Origin of the sequence: Kitasatospora dryopteridis, from assembly GCF_050749075.1 — a bacterium.
Taxonomy (GTDB): Bacteria; Actinomycetota; Actinomycetes; order Streptomycetales; family Streptomycetaceae; genus Kitasatospora.
The window spans coordinates 2115703-2132500 of sequence record NZ_CP192749.1 but is presented as its reverse complement, the minus strand read 5'-3'; the positions used below and the strand labels follow the sequence as shown (position 1 = coordinate 2132500).

Annotated in this window: 15 protein-coding genes and 1 tRNA gene (1 of these 16 cut by a window edge); 6 read left to right on the top strand and 10 right to left on the bottom strand. The window is 71.0% G+C overall.

Annotated features, from left to right (window positions below; translation table 11 throughout):
- From ACQ614_RS09690 to ACQ614_RS09680, 3 genes are all read left to right on the top strand, one after another.
- Positions 1 to 102, top strand: the final stretch of a protein-coding gene (locus tag ACQ614_RS09690; protein ID WP_431683877.1) for a DUF5753 domain-containing protein. It extends 294 nt beyond the left edge of the window; only the last 102 of its 396 coding nucleotides appear in the window; its start codon lies beyond the left edge, outside the window; it ends in the stop codon at positions 100 to 102.
- Positions 103 to 170: 68 nt separating this feature from the next.
- Positions 171 to 1628: an aldehyde dehydrogenase family protein gene (locus tag ACQ614_RS09685; protein WP_431678022.1), complete on the top strand. Its 1458-nt coding sequence runs from the start codon at positions 171 to 173 to the stop codon at positions 1626 to 1628.
- Between the two features lie 68 nt (positions 1629 to 1696).
- Positions 1697 to 2539, top strand: a complete 843-nt coding sequence (locus tag ACQ614_RS09680) for an alpha/beta fold hydrolase (protein ID WP_431678021.1) — start codon at positions 1697 to 1699, stop codon at positions 2537 to 2539.
- 356 nt (positions 2540 to 2895) lie between these two features.
- On the opposite strand, the gene ACQ614_RS09675 is transcribed toward ACQ614_RS09680, so the two are convergent.
- Complete coding sequence (locus ACQ614_RS09675) at positions 2896 to 3816, bottom strand: hypothetical protein (RefSeq protein ID WP_431678020.1); 921 nt, start codon at positions 3814 to 3816, stop codon at positions 2896 to 2898.
- Positions 3817 to 3972: 156 nt separating this feature from the next.
- Between ACQ614_RS09675 and ACQ614_RS09670 the strand changes: the two genes are divergently transcribed.
- A complete protein-coding gene (locus ACQ614_RS09670) occupies positions 3973 to 4194 on the top strand; it encodes a DUF6296 family protein (protein ID WP_431678019.1) in 222 nt (73 codons plus the stop codon).
- A 100-nt stretch (positions 4195 to 4294) separates the two neighbouring features.
- Here ACQ614_RS09670 and ACQ614_RS09665 read toward each other — a convergent pair whose 3' ends face one another.
- On the bottom strand, positions 4295 to 6115 hold the full coding sequence (locus ACQ614_RS09665) for a bifunctional metallophosphatase/5'-nucleotidase (RefSeq protein ID WP_431678018.1): 1821 nt from the start codon (positions 6113 to 6115) through the stop codon (positions 4295 to 4297).
- A 437-nt stretch (positions 6116 to 6552) separates the two neighbouring features.
- On the opposite strand from ACQ614_RS09665, the gene pyk reads away from it, so the two are divergent.
- Entirely contained in the window at positions 6553 to 7980 is a 1428-nt protein-coding gene (pyk, locus tag ACQ614_RS09660; protein WP_431678016.1) for a pyruvate kinase, read from the top strand.
- Between the two features lie 197 nt (positions 7981 to 8177).
- Here pyk and ACQ614_RS09655 read toward each other — a convergent pair whose 3' ends face one another.
- Complete coding sequence (locus tag ACQ614_RS09655) at positions 8178 to 8942, bottom strand: helix-turn-helix domain-containing protein (protein WP_431683876.1); 765 nt, start codon at positions 8940 to 8942, stop codon at positions 8178 to 8180.
- Positions 8943 to 9062: 120 nt separating this feature from the next.
- A tRNA-Leu gene (locus ACQ614_RS09650) sits at positions 9063 to 9137 on the bottom strand.
- Between the two features lie 96 nt (positions 9138 to 9233).
- On the opposite strand from ACQ614_RS09650, the gene ACQ614_RS09645 reads away from it, so the two are divergent.
- Positions 9234 to 9893 (top strand): ANTAR domain-containing response regulator, encoded by a 660-nt coding sequence (locus ACQ614_RS09645; RefSeq protein WP_363491158.1) that lies wholly within the window; start codon positions 9234 to 9236, stop codon positions 9891 to 9893.
- 110 nt (positions 9894 to 10003) lie between these two features.
- Here ACQ614_RS09645 and ACQ614_RS09640 read toward each other — a convergent pair whose 3' ends face one another.
- The 6 genes from ACQ614_RS09640 to ACQ614_RS09615 all read right to left on the bottom strand — a co-directional run bounded on the left by ACQ614_RS09640 (position 10004) and on the right by ACQ614_RS09615 (position 16694).
- Positions 10004 to 10720, bottom strand: coding sequence for an ABC transporter ATP-binding protein (locus tag ACQ614_RS09640; protein WP_363491160.1), 717 nt, complete (start codon positions 10718 to 10720; stop codon positions 10004 to 10006).
- Positions 10717 to 11568, bottom strand: coding sequence for an ABC transporter ATP-binding protein (locus ACQ614_RS09635; protein WP_431678014.1), 852 nt, complete (start codon positions 11566 to 11568; stop codon positions 10717 to 10719). The genes ACQ614_RS09640 and ACQ614_RS09635 overlap by 4 nt, the downstream gene beginning before the upstream one ends.
- An 8-nt stretch (positions 11569 to 11576) precedes the next feature.
- On the bottom strand, positions 11577 to 13400 hold the full coding sequence (locus ACQ614_RS09630; RefSeq protein WP_431678013.1) for a branched-chain amino acid ABC transporter permease: 1824 nt from the start codon (positions 13398 to 13400) through the stop codon (positions 11577 to 11579).
- 17 nt (positions 13401 to 13417) lie between these two features.
- The gene (locus tag ACQ614_RS09625; protein WP_263105903.1) at positions 13418 to 14347 is read right to left on the bottom strand and encodes a branched-chain amino acid ABC transporter permease; all 930 of its coding nucleotides are present in this window, start codon (positions 14345 to 14347) and stop codon (positions 13418 to 13420) included.
- A gap of 168 nt (positions 14348 to 14515) precedes the next feature.
- Positions 14516 to 15742: a branched-chain amino acid ABC transporter substrate-binding protein gene (locus ACQ614_RS09620; protein WP_431678012.1), complete on the bottom strand. Its 1227-nt coding sequence runs from the start codon at positions 15740 to 15742 to the stop codon at positions 14516 to 14518.
- A gap of 289 nt (positions 15743 to 16031) precedes the next feature.
- Positions 16032 to 16694: a Tat pathway signal sequence domain protein gene (locus ACQ614_RS09615; protein ID WP_431678011.1), complete on the bottom strand. Its 663-nt coding sequence runs from the start codon at positions 16692 to 16694 to the stop codon at positions 16032 to 16034.
- Between the last annotated feature and the right edge of the window lie 104 nt (positions 16695 to 16798).

Below are 16798 nucleotides of genomic sequence, written 5' to 3'. Positions count from 1 at the left end.
GAGGTCGCCGAGTACACCGCCGCCCTGCAGCGGCTCAGCGAGGCCAGCCTCACCCCCGAGGATTCACTGGCACTTCTCCGCTCTGTTCTCGGAGACATCTGATCGTCGGTCAGTAGGATGAGATTCCGTCAAATCCGTTCGCGCGGACGGAACTCATCGAAAGGCAGCGGATGTCTCACTTCACGGAACTGTCGCAGCAGTACATCGACGGCGTGTGGCGCCCCGGCAGCGGCTCGTGGGACATCGTCGACATCAACCCGTACAACGGGGAGAAGCTCGCCTCCATCACCGTCGCCACCGCCGACGAGGTCGACCAGGCCTACCGGGCCGCCGAACGCGCCCAGCGCACCTGGGCCCGCACCAACCCCTACGCCCGGCGCCTGGTGTTCGAGCGCGCCCTGCGCCTCCTCGAGGAGCGCGAGCAGGAGATCACCGACACCATCATCGCCGAGCTCGGCGGCACCCGCCTCAAGGCCGGCTTCGAGATATCCCTCTCCAAGGACATGCTCCGCGAGTGCATGCAGCTCTCGCTGCGCGCCGAGGGCCGCATCCTGCCCTCCCCCGTCGACGGCAAGGAGAACCGCCTCTACCGCCTGCCCGTCGGCGTCGTCGGCGTGATCAGCCCCTTCAACTTCCCGCTGTTCCTCTCCCTCAAGGCCGTCGCCCCCGCGCTCGCCCTCGGCAACGGCGTCGTCCTCAAGCCCCACCAGGATGCCCCGATCACCGGCGGCACCCTGATCGCCAAGCTCCTTGAGGACGCCGGCCTGCCCGTCGGCCTGCTCAACGTCGTCCTCACCGACATCGCCGAGATCGGCGACGCCTTCATCGAGCACCCCGTCCCCAAGGTCATCGCCTTCACCGGCTCCGACGCCGTCGGCCGGCACGTCGCCACCGTCGCCGCCTCCCACTTCAAGCGCTCCGTCCTCGAACTCGGCGGCAACAGCGCCCTGATCGTCCTCGACGACGCCGACCTCGACTACGCCGTGGACGCCGCCGTCTTCAGCCGCTTCGCCCACCAGGGCCAGGTCTGCATGGCCGCCAACCGCGTCCTCGTCGACCGCTCCGTCCTCGACGAGTTCACCACCCGGTTCGTCGCCAAGATCCGCACCCTCACCGTCGGCGACCCGCAGGACCCGGCCACCGACATCGGCCCGCTCATCAACACCGCCCAGGCCGACTCCGTCACCGCCCAGGTCGACCAGGCCGTCGCCGACGGCGCCGAGGTCCTGCTCCGCGGCTCCACCGTCGGCACCCTGATGGACCCGGTCGTCCTCACCGGCGTGCCCCACGACGCCCCCGTGCTGCGCCGCGAGATCTTCGGCCCGGTCGTCGTCGTGGTGCCCTTCGACGGCGACGAGGAGGCCGTGGAGATCGCCAACGACACCCCGTTCGGCCTCAGCGGCGCCGTCCACACCGGCGACATCGAGCGCGGCGTCCGGCTCGCCCAGCGGATCGAGACCGGCATGATCCACATCAACGACGGCACCATCGCCGACGAGCCGATCGTGCCCTTCGGCGGCGAGAAGAACTCCGGCGTCGGCCGCCTCAACGGCGACGCCACCGTGGAGGCCTTCACCACCGTCAAGTGGATCTCCATCCAGCACGGCCGCAGCCGCTTCCCGTTCTGACCCGGCTCCCGATGTGACCCGCCGTCGGCCGGGGCCCGCTGTCGGCCCCGGCCGGTAGTGTGCGCACCATGACGGAGACCGCCCTCACCCTGCCCGACGGCCGCACCCTCCGGTACTACGACACCGGGCCCGCGGACGCCCCACTCACCGTCGTCTGGCACCACGGCACGCCCAACCTCGGCGCACCGCCCGAGCCGCTCCTCCCCGCGGCCGCCCGGCTCGGCATCCGCTTCGTCTCGTACGACCGCCCCGGCTACGGCGGATCCACCCCCCGCCCCGGCCGGGACATCGCCTCCGCGGCCGCCGACACCGCCGCCCTCGCCTCTGCCCTCGGTATCGAGCGCTTCGCCGCCCTCGGCCACTCCGGCGGCGGCCCGCACGCCCTCGCCTGCGCCGCCCTGCTGCCCGACCGCGTCCTTGCGGCCGCAAGCATCGCCGGACTCGCCCCGTACGGCGCCGACGGTCTCGACTGGTACGCCGGGATGACCGCCTCCGGGGTCGCCTCCCTGCAGGCCGCCGTCGCGGGCCGCACCGTCAAGGAACACCACCAACACGCCCACGGCGCCGACTACGACCCCGAGTTCACCCCGGCCGACCTCGCCGCCCTGCACGGCCCCTGGTCCTGGTTGGACACCGTCGTCGGCCCCGCCCTCTCCGCCGGCCCCGCCGCACTGATCGACGACGACCTCGCCTACACCGCCCCCTGGGGCTTCACCCCCGGCCGGATCCGCACCCCCGTCCTCCTCCTGCACGGCGACCGCGACCGCATCGTCCCCAGCAGCCACAGCCACTGGCTCGCCCGCCGCATCCCCGGCGCCGAGCTGTGGACCCGCCCCGACGACGGCCACATCTCCGTCCTCACCTCCGCAGAGGACGCCCTCACCCGACTGCACGACCTCGCAGACCGCTAGAGCAACAGGGCGACCCTCAGGGGCGCGTGGGGGGCACCTCCCGGCCGAAGGCCGGGGGAGAACTACGCCCTAGTGGTCGCCCGGCTGCCCCGAAGGCGAGCCCGCTCAGCCGCCTGCCCCCGCCACCGGTGTCCGCAGCACAGGACGCTGCGGCCGCCGCGGTGCCGCGCCACCGGCCCCGCCGCATGCAGTGCCGCCAGGTGGTGCGACACGTTCGGCGCCGACAGGCCCGTCCGCAGAGCCGGTTCGGTCGTCGACGCCGGTGCCGGTGCCGCCGACTCCATCGGCAGCTGTGCCCGGGCCCGCCACGCCACAGCGCCCGCCCCTCCTCGACGAACCCGGTCCACAGGGAGCTTCTACTGCCCGCCGTCTTGGCCGCGGGCCGGCCCGCCGTCCGGGCCGCCCCTGGGCACCTGCGGGGCACCCGTCGCCAGGTCCAGAACCACCCGGCCGTCCAGCGGACCGTCCAGCCGGACGTCCACCGGCGAGTAGTGCATCGCCAGATCGCACACCGTCCCCGGCGACACCGCCGACCGCACCCGCGCGATCAGCACCACGGCCTTCCCCGTCTCGTACGCCTCGACCCGCTCCACCCGCTCACAGCTGCCGTGCGCCACCCCCGCCGTCAGGACCGTCCCGTCCGCCGACGCCGCCGAGAACGCCGCAGGCCGGGCCCCCGGCACCTCCACCCCGGCCCCGGGCGGCACCGGCGGCTGCTGCGCCGCCACCGCCGGATACACGAACGGATCCGCGTACCCCGCCACCGAGAACCGCCACACCGGGATCTCCGCCCGGCCGCGGCTCGTCGACACCTCCCGCGTCCCCGGCTCCGCCCCCGTCACCTTCAGCGGCCGGTCGCACTTCCCCTGGCAGCCCGGCTTGCCCTCCGTCAACGAGCGGAACACCGAGTCCGCCGACCGCAGCGGCAGCGTCAGCTCCGACCCGTCCGCCCACCGCACCTGCGCCAGCCCCGAGAACGTCTGCGGCAGCCCGCCCGCCAGCACCAGCCGCCCCGCGTAGTACGCGGCCTTGTCCTCACCCCCGTGGAAGGCGTCCTTCGGCAACCACTCCACCGGCACGTCGACCGGGTAGTAGCCGGACCGCCACACCCGCTCCTGCTCCGACCCCGGCCACGCCGCCGCCACCTGCGCCGCCCGCTGCCGCGCAGGAGCGTCCGCCGTCGCCGACCCCTCCTCCGGGCCACTGCTGCGTACCACCGTGCTGGCGCACCCCGACAGCACCAGCCCCAGCAGCGCCGCCACCACACCCCTGCGCATTCCGCACACCCCCTGCCGGTACCAACCCGGTACGAACCGAACCGAACGGCAGTGGGACGCAGCACCCCGCCCCCGGGTTCCCGAAGCGCGCGGACGCCGCCGGGGCGCGACACTGGTGAGCGGCCCACGCACCCGCGAGGCCCGAGGAGGTGCCCCATGACCGAGTACGAGCTCTCCTTCCCGCACCCCGGCCAGGACACCGACGACATCGTCGTGGTTCACCCCACCGGCACCCTCGGCCCAGGCGGCCACCCGGTGTACACGGACGACAGCGGCATCGTCCGCGCCGAGATCAGCGACCGCGACGAGGTCCGCATGCTCGCCACCGGCGGCCGCCAGGAACTCACCCCGCCCTCCACCGTCCGCCGCCGCGCCTGACGGGCCCCGCCCGGCCGTGCCGGACGGGAGCCCCGCCGGGGGCGCGGGGGACCGCGCAGTCCCCCGCGCCCCCTACGGCGCACCCACGGGCCGAGCCGGCCTAGAACACCGGCACGCCCGCGCGGACCAGGCGCCAGGTCACGCCGCCGAAGTCCGCCGGGTCGATCACGCCCTTGGCCTTCACCCAGGCGATCATGGTGTTGCGGATCTCCTCGGAGTTCGACCACACCGACTTCGCCGCCGCCACGTGCGGGAAGTTGCCGCCACCGCCCGCCCGGTAGTTGTTCACCGCCAGCACGAACTGCGCCGCCGGGTCGATCGGAGCACCGTTGAACGACAGCCCCACGATCCGCGAACCGGCCGGCTGCGCGATGTCGATGTCGTACGAAACCCCGTACACCGAGTCGAAGTTGTAGTCCGGCGTCGACCCGGCATTGGTCAGCGTCGCGAGATCCACCGGCGCACCCGGGGCCAGCTGCGCGAAGTACCGCGCCGAGAACTCCAGGTAGTCCTTGATCTGCGCACCGGTCAGGACGCGCGCCTCCAGGGTGTTCTCGTAGATGTACAGACCCGCGGCGTCCCGCAGCCGCACATCGCCCGCCGGAATGACCGCCGTGCGGTTGAACGGCGCCGCCTGCGCCAGCACCGGCAGGTTCGCGTACTCGGTGGACGCCAGCGCCGCCTTCACCGTGTCCGCCTGCACCCGGGCGATCAGGTCGATGATCGGCACGTCCTTGAACGGCGCCTCGGCGATGGACAGTTCGGACTTGCAGGTACCGATCACCTGGTTGACGTACGCCACCACCTTCTTGTGCTGGCCGGAGATCAGCTTCACGATCGCCGGGTCCTCCGGCACCGTGTTGGAGTTCAGCACCCGCGAGGAGACCGAGGTGACCTGCCAGGAGCCGTGCGAGAACTCCACCTCGAAGTCGAAACAGGTCAGCCTCTGGCCCCAGCACAGCGGCTCGGAGAGCACCACGTTCTTCCCGGTCTGCTTGTTCACCACCAGGCGCTGCGGGATCTCCTTGTGCGCGTGGCCGACCAGCACCGCATCGACGCCCGGCACCTCCTCGGCCAGCTGCGCCGACACGTTCTCGCCCCACGGCAGCTGGTCGCCGTACGAGGTGGCGCCGTCCGCACCCGAGTGCGAGGAGACCACGACGACGTCCGCACCGGCCGCCCGCATCCGCGGCACGTACTTCTTCGCCGCCTCCACGATCCCCGGGAAGACCATCTTCCCGGACACGTTGGCCTTGTCCCAGATCGCGATGCCCGGGTTGGTCAGACCCAGGATGCCCACCCGCAGCGGACGGCCGTGCCCGAGGTGCATCTCCTTGATGACGTACGGGTCGAAGGCGGGCCGCTCGTTCTTGGCGTACAGCGCGTTGGCGCCCAGCAGCGGGAAGTCCAGCTGCTCCTCGTAGGCGCGCAGCAGCGGGATGCCGTAGTTGAACTCGTGGTTGCCGAGGGCGGCGGCGTCGTAGCCGATGGCGTTCATCGCGGCGGCCATCGGGTGGCGCGGCGGGCGCTTGGCGGTGATGGGCTCGACGCGGGCGTAGTAGTAGCTGAGCTGGGTGCCCTGGATGGTGTCGCCGGAGTCGATGAGCAGGGTGCGGTGGCAGCCCTTCTCGGCGCGGACCTGCTTCACCAGGGTGGAGATCTTGGCGAGGCCGACGTCGTTGTGCGCCTTGTCGTCGTACTCGGCGTCGGTGAAGTAGTCCCAGTTGAGGACCCGGCCGTGCAGGTCGGTGGTGCCCATCACGGTGAACGTCTGCTTCTGCGGGGCCCTGCGGTCGGCGCCGTCCGCGCCCTGGGCCGCGGCGGCGGGGGCGGCGGCGAGGACGGGCAGTCCGCCGGCCAGGGCGGCGCCGGCCGCGGTGGCGGCCGAACGCGAGACGAACTCACGGCGGTTCAGGGGCATGGACGACTCCAGCGTGGTGCGGCGGACGGACGGTCAGCGACGGAGGCGTCGTTGACGCGCGTAGAGAAACGCGCGTAGAAGTCTGCCGCCAAAACGCCCGCCGCGACAGCCCCCCGACGTTGCGGACAGGTGAGATGTCGATGACCCCGGCATGACGCCCGCGGCACCCGGCCCCACCGCCGCACACCCGCAGCCCGTCCGACACTCCGTCAACCCGCCGCCGCACACATCACCCTCCGGACCGTCCGCACCCGCCCCGGACCGGCCTCCCGCCGCGTTCGCGCTGGTCGCCGACGACCGCTTCGGACGCCAATTCGACCTCACAGCGCCAAAGGCCACGATGTGTCAGGTTGTTAATCAAAACTTTCTGCAACAGCCGCAAGGAGGCCCGGCGGAACAGCGGTGTTACGCCCCGGTAATCCCTACGCTCTACAGGCATGCGCCGAGCAAAAATCGTCTGTACCCTCGGGCCCGCCGCCGACTCGTACGACCAGATCAAGGCCCTGGTCGAGGCCGGCATGGACATCGCCCGGTTCAACCTCAGCCACGGCTCCCAGCTCGAACACGAGGAGCGCTACCGCCGGGTCCGCAAGGCCTCCGACGAGACCGGCCGCAGCGTCGGCATCCTCGTCGACCTCCAAGGCCCGAAGATCCGCCTCGGCACCTTCGCCGACGGGCCCGTACTTCTTGAACGCGGCGACGAGTTCACCATCACCGTCGACGACCTCCCCGGTACCCGCGACACCTGCAGCACCACCTACGCCGGCCTCGCCGCCGACGTCGTCCCCGGCGAACACATCCTCGTCGACGACGGCCGCGTCTGCCTCCAGGTCACCGCCGTCGACGGCCCCCGCGTCCGCACCACCGTGCTCGAAGGCGGCCTCGTCTCCGACCACAAGGGACTCAACCTCCCCGGAATCTCCGTCTCCGTGCCCGCGCTGAGCGACAAGGACGTCGACGACCTGCGCTGGGCACTCCGCCTCGGGGCCGACCTCGTCGCCCTCTCGTTCGTCCGCAGCGGCAAGGACGTCGAGGACGTCCACCGCATCATGGACGAAGAGGGCCGCCGCCTCCCCGTCATCGCCAAGATCGAGAAGCCCCAGGCCGTCGCCGCCCTCGAATCCATCGTCGACGCCTTCGACGGCCTCATGGTCGCCCGCGGCGACCTCGGCGTCGAAATGCCCATGGAACAGGTGCCGATCGTCCAGAAACGCGCCGTCAAACTCGCCAAGCGCAACGCCAAGCCGGTCATCGTCGCCACCCAGATGCTCGACTCGATGATCCACGCCTCCCGGCCCACCCGCGCCGAAGCCTCCGACGTCGCCAACGCCGTCCTCGACGGCACCGACGCCGTCATGCTCTCCGGCGAGACCTCCGTCGGCAAGTACCCCGTCGAGACCGTCCGCACCATGAGCCGCATCATCGAAGCCGCCGAGGCAGACGTCCTCGCCGCCGGCCTCCCCCCGCTCACCGAACGCAACAAGCCCCGCACCCAGGGCGGAGCCGTCGCCCGCGCCGCAGCCGAGATCGGCGACTTCCTCCACGCCAAGTACCTCATCGCCTTCACCCAGAGCGGCGACACCGCCCGCCGCCTCACCCGCTACCGCTCGCCCATCCCCGTCCTCGCCTTCACCTACGAACCCGCCGTCCGCAGCCAACTCGCCCTCACCTGGGGCGTCGAGACCTTCCTCGGCCCCTTCGTCCCCACCACCGACGAAATGGTCGCCCAGGTCGACGCCCAACTCATCGGCCTCGGCCGCTGCCGGAAGGGCGACATCGTCGTCATCACCGCCGGCTCGCCCCCCGGCCTCGCCGGCTCCACCAACCTCGTCCGCGTCCACCACGTCGGCGAACTCGACAACTGACCACCCCCGCCGGCGGCGCAGCCCCGCCACGGCTGCGCCGTCACCGCTGCGAACCGAACACCGCAGCCCTGCGACGATCCCGTCCCGGACGCGTCACAGCACCCCACCCGCCCCGACCGCCCCGGTAGCGTCACAGCCACGGCCGGCCCCCAACGGCCCGGCGGCGCAGCCCCAACCATGGGGGGAGGGCTGCGCCGTCACCACTTCGGCCCGACGTGACGGTCCATCAACTTCACCGACGCCCGCCGCGCGACGGAGACGTCCAGGTGGCCGGTGCGGCGCTCCCGGAGGCGCCACTCGACCCCGAGCGTGTCGAAGGTGCCGGTGAGCAGCCGGACGATGTCGTGCGAGGCGCTGGTGAAGAAGTAGCGCGGGTACTCGTACCGGCGGACGGTGTCGCCGGTGCGGCGGGTCGTCCGGTTGACGGTGCGGCAGCCGTCGGAGTGGATCAGGCCGCGGACGAAGGCCCAGGGGTGGGCCGAGACCACGGACTGCTGCCATCCGGCGAGGCGGATCGGGCGCAGGTGCTTGGGGCCGGGGCCGTGCTGCGGGAAGAGACAGGGCCAGTGCTTGCCGGTGCTGACCACGCTGGTGCAGCCGGGCGCGGGGACACGCAGCACGGCACTGGTGGGCAGTACGGCGCGGACGGCCCGCTCGCACTCGTCGATCAGGCCGGGCCAGGCGTCCCCGCAGGCGATCCGCAGGGCGTACACCCCGCGGCGGCCCTCGCTGAGGCAGCCGTCGCCGAGGTAGAGGCCGAGCAGGTAGCCGTAGTCGGCGGCGGGGCGGTCGGGGGCGAGCGCCCCGTGGCGGAGCGGGCACTCGGTGGTCGTGCCGGGGGCCGGCTCGACGCGGCGCGTCCAGGCGCGGATCGCGGAGCGGGAGATGCCCGTCGCCCGGCTGGTCTGGCTGAGGGTCAGCCCCGAGCGGTGGAGGTCGAGCGCGTGCCGCCGGGCGGCCATGTCGTACACAGTGCCGATCGTCGGCGACGGTACGGGGGATTCGGCCGTCCGGCGGAGGATCATCACTCGAACCGGTGATGATCGACGGGTCAGGTAGCGACCTTGGAATTGAAGGAAAAGTGCCCCGAGTGGGATTCGAACCCACACTGTATGGTGTTTGAGACCATCGCCTGCTGCCGATTGGGCTATCGGGGCCTAAGGTTTGAAGGCGAAGTGCTCACCCTCGTGACACCAACATACCGTGTCTAGGTAGGCTCGTGCATGCAGCACCCCGCCGGAACAAGGAGCCCCGTGAGCACCGCCGACGAGCAGCCCCAGCCGCTTGAGATCGAGTCGCCCCAGATCACCCGAATCGTCATTGCCGAGGACGAGGCGCTGATCCGCCTGGATCTCAAGGAGATGCTGGAGGAGGAGGGATACACCGTCGTCGGTGAGGCCGGGGACGGCGAGACGGCGGTGCGGCTGGTCGAGGAGCTGAAGCCGGACCTCGTGATCCTGGACGTGAAGATGCCCGTCCTGGACGGCCTGTCCGCGGCCGAGCGCATCCACGAGCAGCACCTCGCCCCGGTGCTGATGCTGACGGCGTTCTCGCAGCGCGAGCTCGTCGACCGCGCCCGCGACGCCGGTGCGATGGCGTACATCGTGAAGCCGTTCAGCAAGAGCGACCTGGTGCCGGCGATCGAGATGGCGGTCTCGCGCTACACCGAGATGCGGACGCTGGAGGAGGAGATCGCCGATCTCTCGCAGCGGCTGGAGACCCGCAAGCTGGTGGACCGGGCGAAGAGCGTGCTGCAGACGAAGTTCGGGCTGACCGAGCCGGCCGCGTTCCGCTGGATCCAGAAGACCTCGATGGACCGCCGGATGACCATGGCCGCGGTGGCGCAGGCCGTGATCGAGGAGGGCGAGGCGCAGGACCGCAAGAAGGCCGACGCCGGCAAGGCGGAGGGCTGACGGAGGCGTCCTGCCGCTGCCCGGGGGCTGCGGGGGCACGCGGGAGAGCAGAACAACGGAGAGGGGCCCGGCCGCCGATGCGGCCGGGCCCCTCTCCGTCGGTGCCGGGGTCAGTCCTCGCCGAGGTACGCCTTGCGGACGGACTCGTCGGTGAGGAGGTCGGAGCCGGTGCCGGTGAGGACGATGCGGCCGGTCTCCATGACGTAGCCGCGGTCGGAGAGGGAGAGCGCGGCCTGGGCGTTCTGCTCGACGAGCAGGATGGTGGTGCCGGAGGCCTTGAGCTCGACGATGGTCGCCATGATCTTCTGCATCATGAGCGGGGACAGGCCCATGGAGGGCTCGTCCAGCATGAGCAGCTTGGGACGCGACATCAGGGCGCGGCCCATGGCGAGCATCTGCTGCTCGCCGCCGGACAGGGTGCCGGCGGCCTGCTTGCGGCGCTCGCCGAGGATCGGGAAGAGCGCGTAGGCGCGCTCGATGTCCTCGGTGATGCCGGCGGAGTCCTTGCGCAGGAAGGCGCCGAGGAGGAGGTTCTCCTCGATGCTCATGCGCGGGAAGATGTGCCGGCCCTCGGGGGAGTGGGCCAGGCCCAGCGACACGATCTTGTGGGCGGGGACGGTGGAGAGCGCCTGCCCGTCGAAGGTGATCTTTCCCTGGGTCGGCTTCAGCAGCCCGGAGAGGGTGCGCAGGGTGGTGGTCTTGCCGGCGCCGTTGGTGCCGATGAGCGTGGTGACCTCGCCCTGCTTGACGGTGAAGCTGATTCCCTTGACGGCTTCGATCTTGCCGTAGGAGACGCGGAGGTCCTCGACCTCGAGAAGAGCTGTCACTGGTCTGCCTCCGTGCTTGCTGCCGTGTCGGTGGCGCCCTCGAGGGGCGCGCCGAGGTAGGCGGTGATGACGCGCTCGTCGTTCTGGACGGTCTCCTTGTCGCCCTCGACGATCTTCTGGCCCTGGACGAGGACGGCGGTCCGGTCGCACAGGTTGAAGATGAACCGCATGTCGTGCTCGATGACGAGGATGGAGATGCCCTTGTCGCGGATCGCGAACACGAGCTCCTCGGCGGCGCGGGTCTCCTGCGGGTTCATGCCGGCGGTGGGCTCGTCGAGGAGCAGCAGGCCGGGCTCGCTGGCCATGGCGCGGGCGATCTCGAGCTTGCGCTGCTCGCCGTAGGGGAGGTTGCGCGAGAGGTGGTCGGCCTTGTGGTCGAGGCCGATGAACTCGAGGAGTTCCATGGCCTTCTCGCGGCCCTCCGCCTCGGCCTTCTTGTAGCCGGGGCCGCGGACGAGGGCGGAGATCAGGCCTTCCTTGGTGCGGGTGTGGCGGCCGACGAGGACGTTCTCCAGGACGGTCATGTTGGCGAAGAGCCGGATGTTCTGGAAGGTCCGGGCGATGCCGGCGGAGGTGACCAGGTGGGGCTTGGGCGGCAGGACGGTGCCCTGGTACCGGACGGTGCCCTCGGTGGGGACGTAGAGGCCGGTGAGGCAGTTGAAGAAGGTGGTCTTGCCGGCGCCGTTGGGGCCGATCAGGCCGACGATCTCGCCCTTGTTGACGGTGAGGTCGACGTTGTTGACGGCGGTGAGGCCGCCGAACCGCATGACGACGCCGCTGGCTTCGAGCAGGGGGGTGGCCGCCGTGGTGCCTTCTGGGCGGGGGGCCGGGACGGTCTGGGTGGTCATGGTGTGTCTCACGCCCCTGCGGTGGTGAGGCCGGCGGGGCCGGGTTCGGTACGGGCGGGTGCGTCGTCGCTCTCGGCGGGGGCCGCCGGCTCGTCGTCCTTCTCGTGGAACTCCAGCTTGGCGCGGCGGTTGGCGATGAGGCCCTCGGGCCGCAGGCGCATCAGGAGGACGAGGGCGATGCCGAAGACGAGGAGCTGGTACTCCTTCAGGAAGACGAGCTTCTCGGGGATGAGGTAGAGCATGGTGGCGCCGAGCAGCGGGCCGGCGATGGTGCCCATGCCGCCGAGGACGACGGCGGCGACCAGGAAGGCGCTGTTGGGCGGGACGGCGCCGGCGAACTGGTAGGGGTCCGGGACGACGCTGTAGCTGACGTGGGCCATGACGGTGCCGGCGAGGCCGGCGAGCGCGGCGCCGAGGGCGAAGGCGAGGAGCTTGAGCTTGAAGCCGTTGATGCCCATGGCCTGGGCGGCGGTCTCGTCCTCGCGGATGGCGACCCAGGCGCGGCCGATGCGGGAGTCGTTGGCCCGGCTGAAGACCGTCACGACGAACGCGGTGACGAGCAGCATCAGCAGGAAGTAGTTGGCGAAGCGTCCGAGGGTGAAGGCGCCGAAGGTGTGGGCCTGCCCGAAGTCGAATCCGAGGATGTCGAGGTCGGGGATGTTGCGGATGCCGTTGGGGCCGTTGGTGACCTTGGGGCCGGAGACGCCGTCGAGGCTGTTGACCGCGATGCGGAAGATCTCTCCGAAGCCGAGGGTCACGATGGCGAGGTAGTCGCCGCGCAGCCGCAGGGTGGGGGCGCCGATGACGACGCCGAAGACCAGGGCTGCGGCCATGCCGACCAGGGCGGCGCCCCAGAAGGGCAGGTGCAGGCCGGTGGGGGAGCTGGTGGAGCCGGAGACCAGGGCGGCGGCGTAGGCGCCGACGCCGAGGAAGGCGACGTAGCCGAGGTCGAGGAGGCCGGCGAGGCCGACGACGACGTTCAGGCCGAGTGCGACGGTGGCGAAGATCAGGATGTTGACGCCGACCGAGGCGAAGTGGTCGTCGCTCTGGGTGAAGGGGAAGGCGGCGGCCGCGGCGAAGGCGGCGGCGGTGGTGGTGCCGCGGTGGCGGGCGGTGAGGGCGGTGAGCCGGGAGATGAGTCCGGCGCGCATCAGGGCCCAGGTGCCGAGGCCGGTGAGGATGAGGAAGCCGATGAACAGCTCGCCGTACTCGGTGACGATGCCGTAGGTGAAGACGGTCAGGCCGAGGGCGGCGACCGCGATGATGATCAGCGTCTCGACCCAGCGGTTGAGCGGCTTCGCGGGGGCCAGGTCGGGGTTGGGGCCGACGAGGCGGGTGAAGGCGCCGAGGTAGTGCTTGGTGATGGCGAGAACGCCGCCGGAGGAGGGGAGTCCGACGGTGGAGCCGGTCTGCGGCAGGCCGAGGGCGCCGATCAGCGGGAGGAGGGAGGCGACGCCGGCGATCCAGCCGCCGGGCTCCAGGTTGGCGAGGCCGCCGAGTTCGGTGCTGATCGCGATCAGGGTGAACCAGGTGGTGGCCGCGGCGGCCGCGCCGAGGACGAGCAGCGGCGCGTTGGGGCCGGCGGGGGTGAGCCAGCGGGTGCCCTTCACGCCGTACAGCGGCAGCGAGAAGAGGGCGATGAGCAGGCCGGCGGTGAGGGTGAGGATCTGCAGGCCGCCGGGGTAGCCGTCGACGGTGAGGTCGCCGGGGAACTCCGAGGTCCAGGTCCAGTGGATGAACGTGGAGGCGGCGGTGGCGAGGCCGCCGGCGAGGACGAGCGCCTTGGCGGCCGGGAGCGGCAGCGGGAGGGCGGGGCTCTTGGTGATGGTCATGGTGGCTGCTCCGTTCCTCAGGCTCGGTCTGCGACGCGTTCGCCGAGCAAGCCTTGTGGCCGCACGAGGAGGACGACGATCAGGAGGACGAAGGCCCAGACGTTGGCCCAGGAGCCGCCGCCGAGCTGGTGCATGCCGGGGATCTCCTGGATGTACGCGGTGGCGAGGGCCTCCGCGACACCGAGGACGAGGCCGCCGAGCATGGCGCCGTAGATGTTGCCGATGCCGCCGAGGACGGCCGCGGTGAAGGCCTTGAGGCCGGCGAGGAAGCCCATGGTGGGGGAGACCTGGCCGTAGCGCAGGCCCCAGCCGACGGCGGCGACCGCGGCGAAGGCGGCACCGAGGGCGAACGCGATCACGATGATGCGGTCGGTGTTGATGCCCATCAGCTTGGCGGTGTCGGGGTCCTGCGCGGTGGCCTGCATGCCGCGGCCGGTGCGGGTCTTGCCGACGAAGGCGGCGAGCGCGCCCATGCAGAGCGGGGCGGCGACGAAGAGGAAGATGTCGGCGGGCTGCAGGGTGACGCTGCCGATGTGGTACGGGCCGCCGGGCAGCTGCGGGAAGCTGCGGCCGGACTTGGCGCCGGGGTAGAACTGCTCGACGACCTGCTGGAGCGCGAGGGAGAGGCCGATCGCGGTGATGAGCGGTGCGAGCTTCGGGGCGCCGCGCAGCGGGCGGTAGGCGAAGCGCTCGGCGGCCACGGCGACGATGACGGAGATCAGGACGCCGCCGAGGAGCATGAGCGGCAGGGCGAGCCAGAGTCCGGTGCCGGGGGGCAGGATCAAGTATGTGGTGAGGGCTCCGAACCCACCGGTCATGAAGATCTCGCCGTGGGCGAAGTTGATGAGCTGGACAATGCCGTAGACCATTGTGTAGCCGATCGCGATCAGCCCGTAGAGGGAGCCGAGGATCAGGCCGTTGGCCAGCTGCTGCGGCAGTTCGTGCACCGCTGGGCCTCCGAGTGGATTCGGGGTGGGGTTCGCTTGCGGGGTGGGGACGAACCGTTGTGGAACGGCGGGGACGCTGGTTCTCAGCGCCCCCGCCGGTGGTTCGTTCTGTTGCGTGGTGTCCGGTTGCGGCTGGTGTGGGTCAGCCGTGGGTCAGCCGGGGGTGGGTCAGCCGGAGTAGGTGCCCGACTTGGCGACGGCCCAGGCGCCGTCCTTGACCGTGTAGACGGTGAGCTGCTTGTTCACGGCGTCGCCGTACTCGTCGAAGCCGACCTTGCCGGTGACACCCTCGAAGCTGACCTTGCTCATCGCGGTGACGACCTTGGCGCGGGCGTCGGACGGGACCTTGCCGCCGTTGTCCGCGACGACGGCCTTGACGGCCTGGATGATCGACCAGGCGGCGTCGTAGGAGTAGCCGCCGTAGGCCGCGTACGGGTCGGAGTAGCCGGCCGCCTTGTAGTCGGCGACGAACTTCTTGGCGGAGTCGAGGGACTCGACCGGGGCACCGACGGAGGTCGCGAAGTCGCCGTTGGCGTTCTTGTTGGCCTTGTTGATGTACTCCGGGTCGTACATGCCGTCGCCGCCGAAGACGGGGGCGGTGACGCCGGCCTTCTTGAGCTGGTCGGAGAGCGGGCCGGACTGCGGGTACTCGCCGCCGTAGTAGATCACGTCGGCGCCGGCGGCCTTGGCCTTGGTGACCACGGCCGAGAAGTCCAGGTTGTTCTCGTCGATGTGGTCCTGGCCCTTGATGGTGCCGCCGAGCTTGGTGAACTCCTTCTGGAAGGCGCCGACCAGACCCACGCCGTAGGTCTTCTTGTCGTCGATCAGGTAGGCGGTCTTCTTGCCGAGGTCGGTGTAGGCGTACTGGGCGGCGAACGGGCCCTGGATGGCGTCCGTGGTCGCGGTGCGGAAGTACGTCTTGAAGGTGCGCTTCTTCTCGGTCTCGAACTTCTCGCCCTGGGTCAGGGCGGGGTTCGTGTTGGCCGGGGAGACCTCGACGAGGCTGGCCGACTCGAAGACCTGCTGCATGGACTGGGCGACGCCCGAGTTCAGCGGGCCGACGACGCCGAGGACGCTCTTGTCGGCGACGAGGGCGGTGGCGTTCTGCTGGCCTTCCTGGGGCGACTTCTTGTCGTCCAGGGCCTTCACCTTGAAGGTGACGCCGGGAACTTCCTTGTTGTCGTTCGCGATCTTGGCGGCCAGCTCCACGGAGTGCTGGATGCCGAGGCCGAGCGCGGAGAGCGGGCCCGTCAGCGGCGCGTCGACGCCGATGGTGACGGTGGTGCCGCCCGCGTCGCCGCTGGTGCCGGACTTCTCACCGCGGGAGCCGCAGGCGGACAGGGTGAGCGCTCCGACGACTGCGATGCTCACGACAAGCATTGAACGGTTACGCACGAAGTTCCCCTTCTGGATCAGGTAGGCAGTGCGCCGGAGTGGCGGTGCCGGGTCGCGCGCTGGGGGGGCCTGGCCCGATCGGTTGGCGCGGTGACTGGCCGTGACTCTAGAACGGCTTCGGCAGGCTCCGGCAGACCTGCGGACATGCTGTGATTCTCTTGTTATGCGGACCTCTTCGAAAATCTCGAATATTGGTCATCCGCGCCCCGTTCTGCGCGGGCTGCTAAGCGGCGTCTCGCCCACCGAAACGGTGTCGTACCGGAAAACCCCTGCTACCGGCGGTGTTCGACTATCGGACGTGAGTGTTCGTCACTGTATGTGCGGACACCTGTGTCCGATAGCCGGAAATCGGGCATGCCGAATGCAGTCTTTCGGACAGGTCGCGGGCGTACCTTGCGCCGAGGATCTGGCTCACGGTCTCGATTGCGCGCGTGTTACGCAGCGTTACATCGAGGAAAGGCATTCCGGCGTCCGGCGGCGCCCCCGCGCAGTCCGTCACCCGGTACTCGACGGTCAGCAGCACGGACTGACCCGGGATCACCCGGACCGGCAGTCCCCCGGTGACGGATACGGACAAACCCGGATAGCTCTGGCGCACCGCCGTGACCTCGTACGGTTCGTCCGCCTCCGCCGACACCCGCAGGGCGAAGGGTGCGCCCGGCCCGCCCGGGGGTCCGACCGGGCCGGCGTACCTCAGGTGGGAGACCACCGAGGGTATGCGCGGCGGATCGGACGGCGGCGGGGGCTGCGGCCGCTGGACGGGGTGGCGCACCGTCAGTAGCGCCACGACCGCCGCGAACACTCCGGCCAGCACCAGCTTCTGACGCCTGCTCAACAGGTCGCGCAAGGGCAGCGGGGCGGGCGGCGGCGCCTCGGTGCCCTCGGCCGGCTCGACCGGGCCGAGGTATCCGTGACCGCCGGGCCGAGCTCCGCCGCGCCGCGTGCCGGACATGCCGGTACCCCCTCGTCCGGGAGGATCTGCCCCCATCCACCCGTGGCCAAACAAAGCCCGCCGCCCACCGGCCGGCAGCGGCGGGTGGGCGGCGGGGGAGGCGC

Excerpts from the sequence above, each read along its gene's own strand:
- ACQ614_RS09685 (WP_431678022.1), top strand. The coding sequence starts at position 171 with ATGTCTCACTTCACGGAACTGTCGCAGCAGTACATCGACGGCGTGTGG.
- ACQ614_RS09680 (WP_431678021.1), top strand. The coding sequence starts at position 1,697 with ATGACGGAGACCGCCCTCACCCTGCCCGACGGCCGCACCCTCCGGTAC.
- ACQ614_RS09675 (WP_431678020.1), bottom strand. The coding sequence starts at position 3,816 with ATGCGCAGGGGTGTGGTGGCGGCGCTGCTGGGGCTGGTGCTGTCGGGG.
- ACQ614_RS09670 (WP_431678019.1), top strand. The coding sequence starts at position 3,973 with ATGACCGAGTACGAGCTCTCCTTCCCGCACCCCGGCCAGGACACCGAC.
- ACQ614_RS09665 (WP_431678018.1), bottom strand. The coding sequence starts at position 6,115 with ATGCCCCTGAACCGCCGTGAGTTCGTCTCGCGTTCGGCCGCCACCGCG.
- pyk (WP_431678016.1), top strand. The coding sequence starts at position 6,553 with ATGCGCCGAGCAAAAATCGTCTGTACCCTCGGGCCCGCCGCCGACTCG.
- ACQ614_RS09655 (WP_431683876.1), bottom strand. The coding sequence starts at position 8,942 with ATGGCCGCCCGGCGGCACGCGCTCGACCTCCACCGCTCGGGGCTGACC.
- ACQ614_RS09635 (WP_431678014.1), bottom strand. The coding sequence starts at position 11,568 with ATGACCACCCAGACCGTCCCGGCCCCCCGCCCAGAAGGCACCACGGCG.
- ACQ614_RS09630 (WP_431678013.1), bottom strand. The coding sequence starts at position 13,400 with ATGACCATCACCAAGAGCCCCGCCCTCCCGCTGCCGCTCCCGGCCGCC.
- ACQ614_RS09615 (WP_431678011.1), bottom strand. The coding sequence starts at position 16,694 with ATGTCCGGCACGCGGCGCGGCGGAGCTCGGCCCGGCGGTCACGGATAC.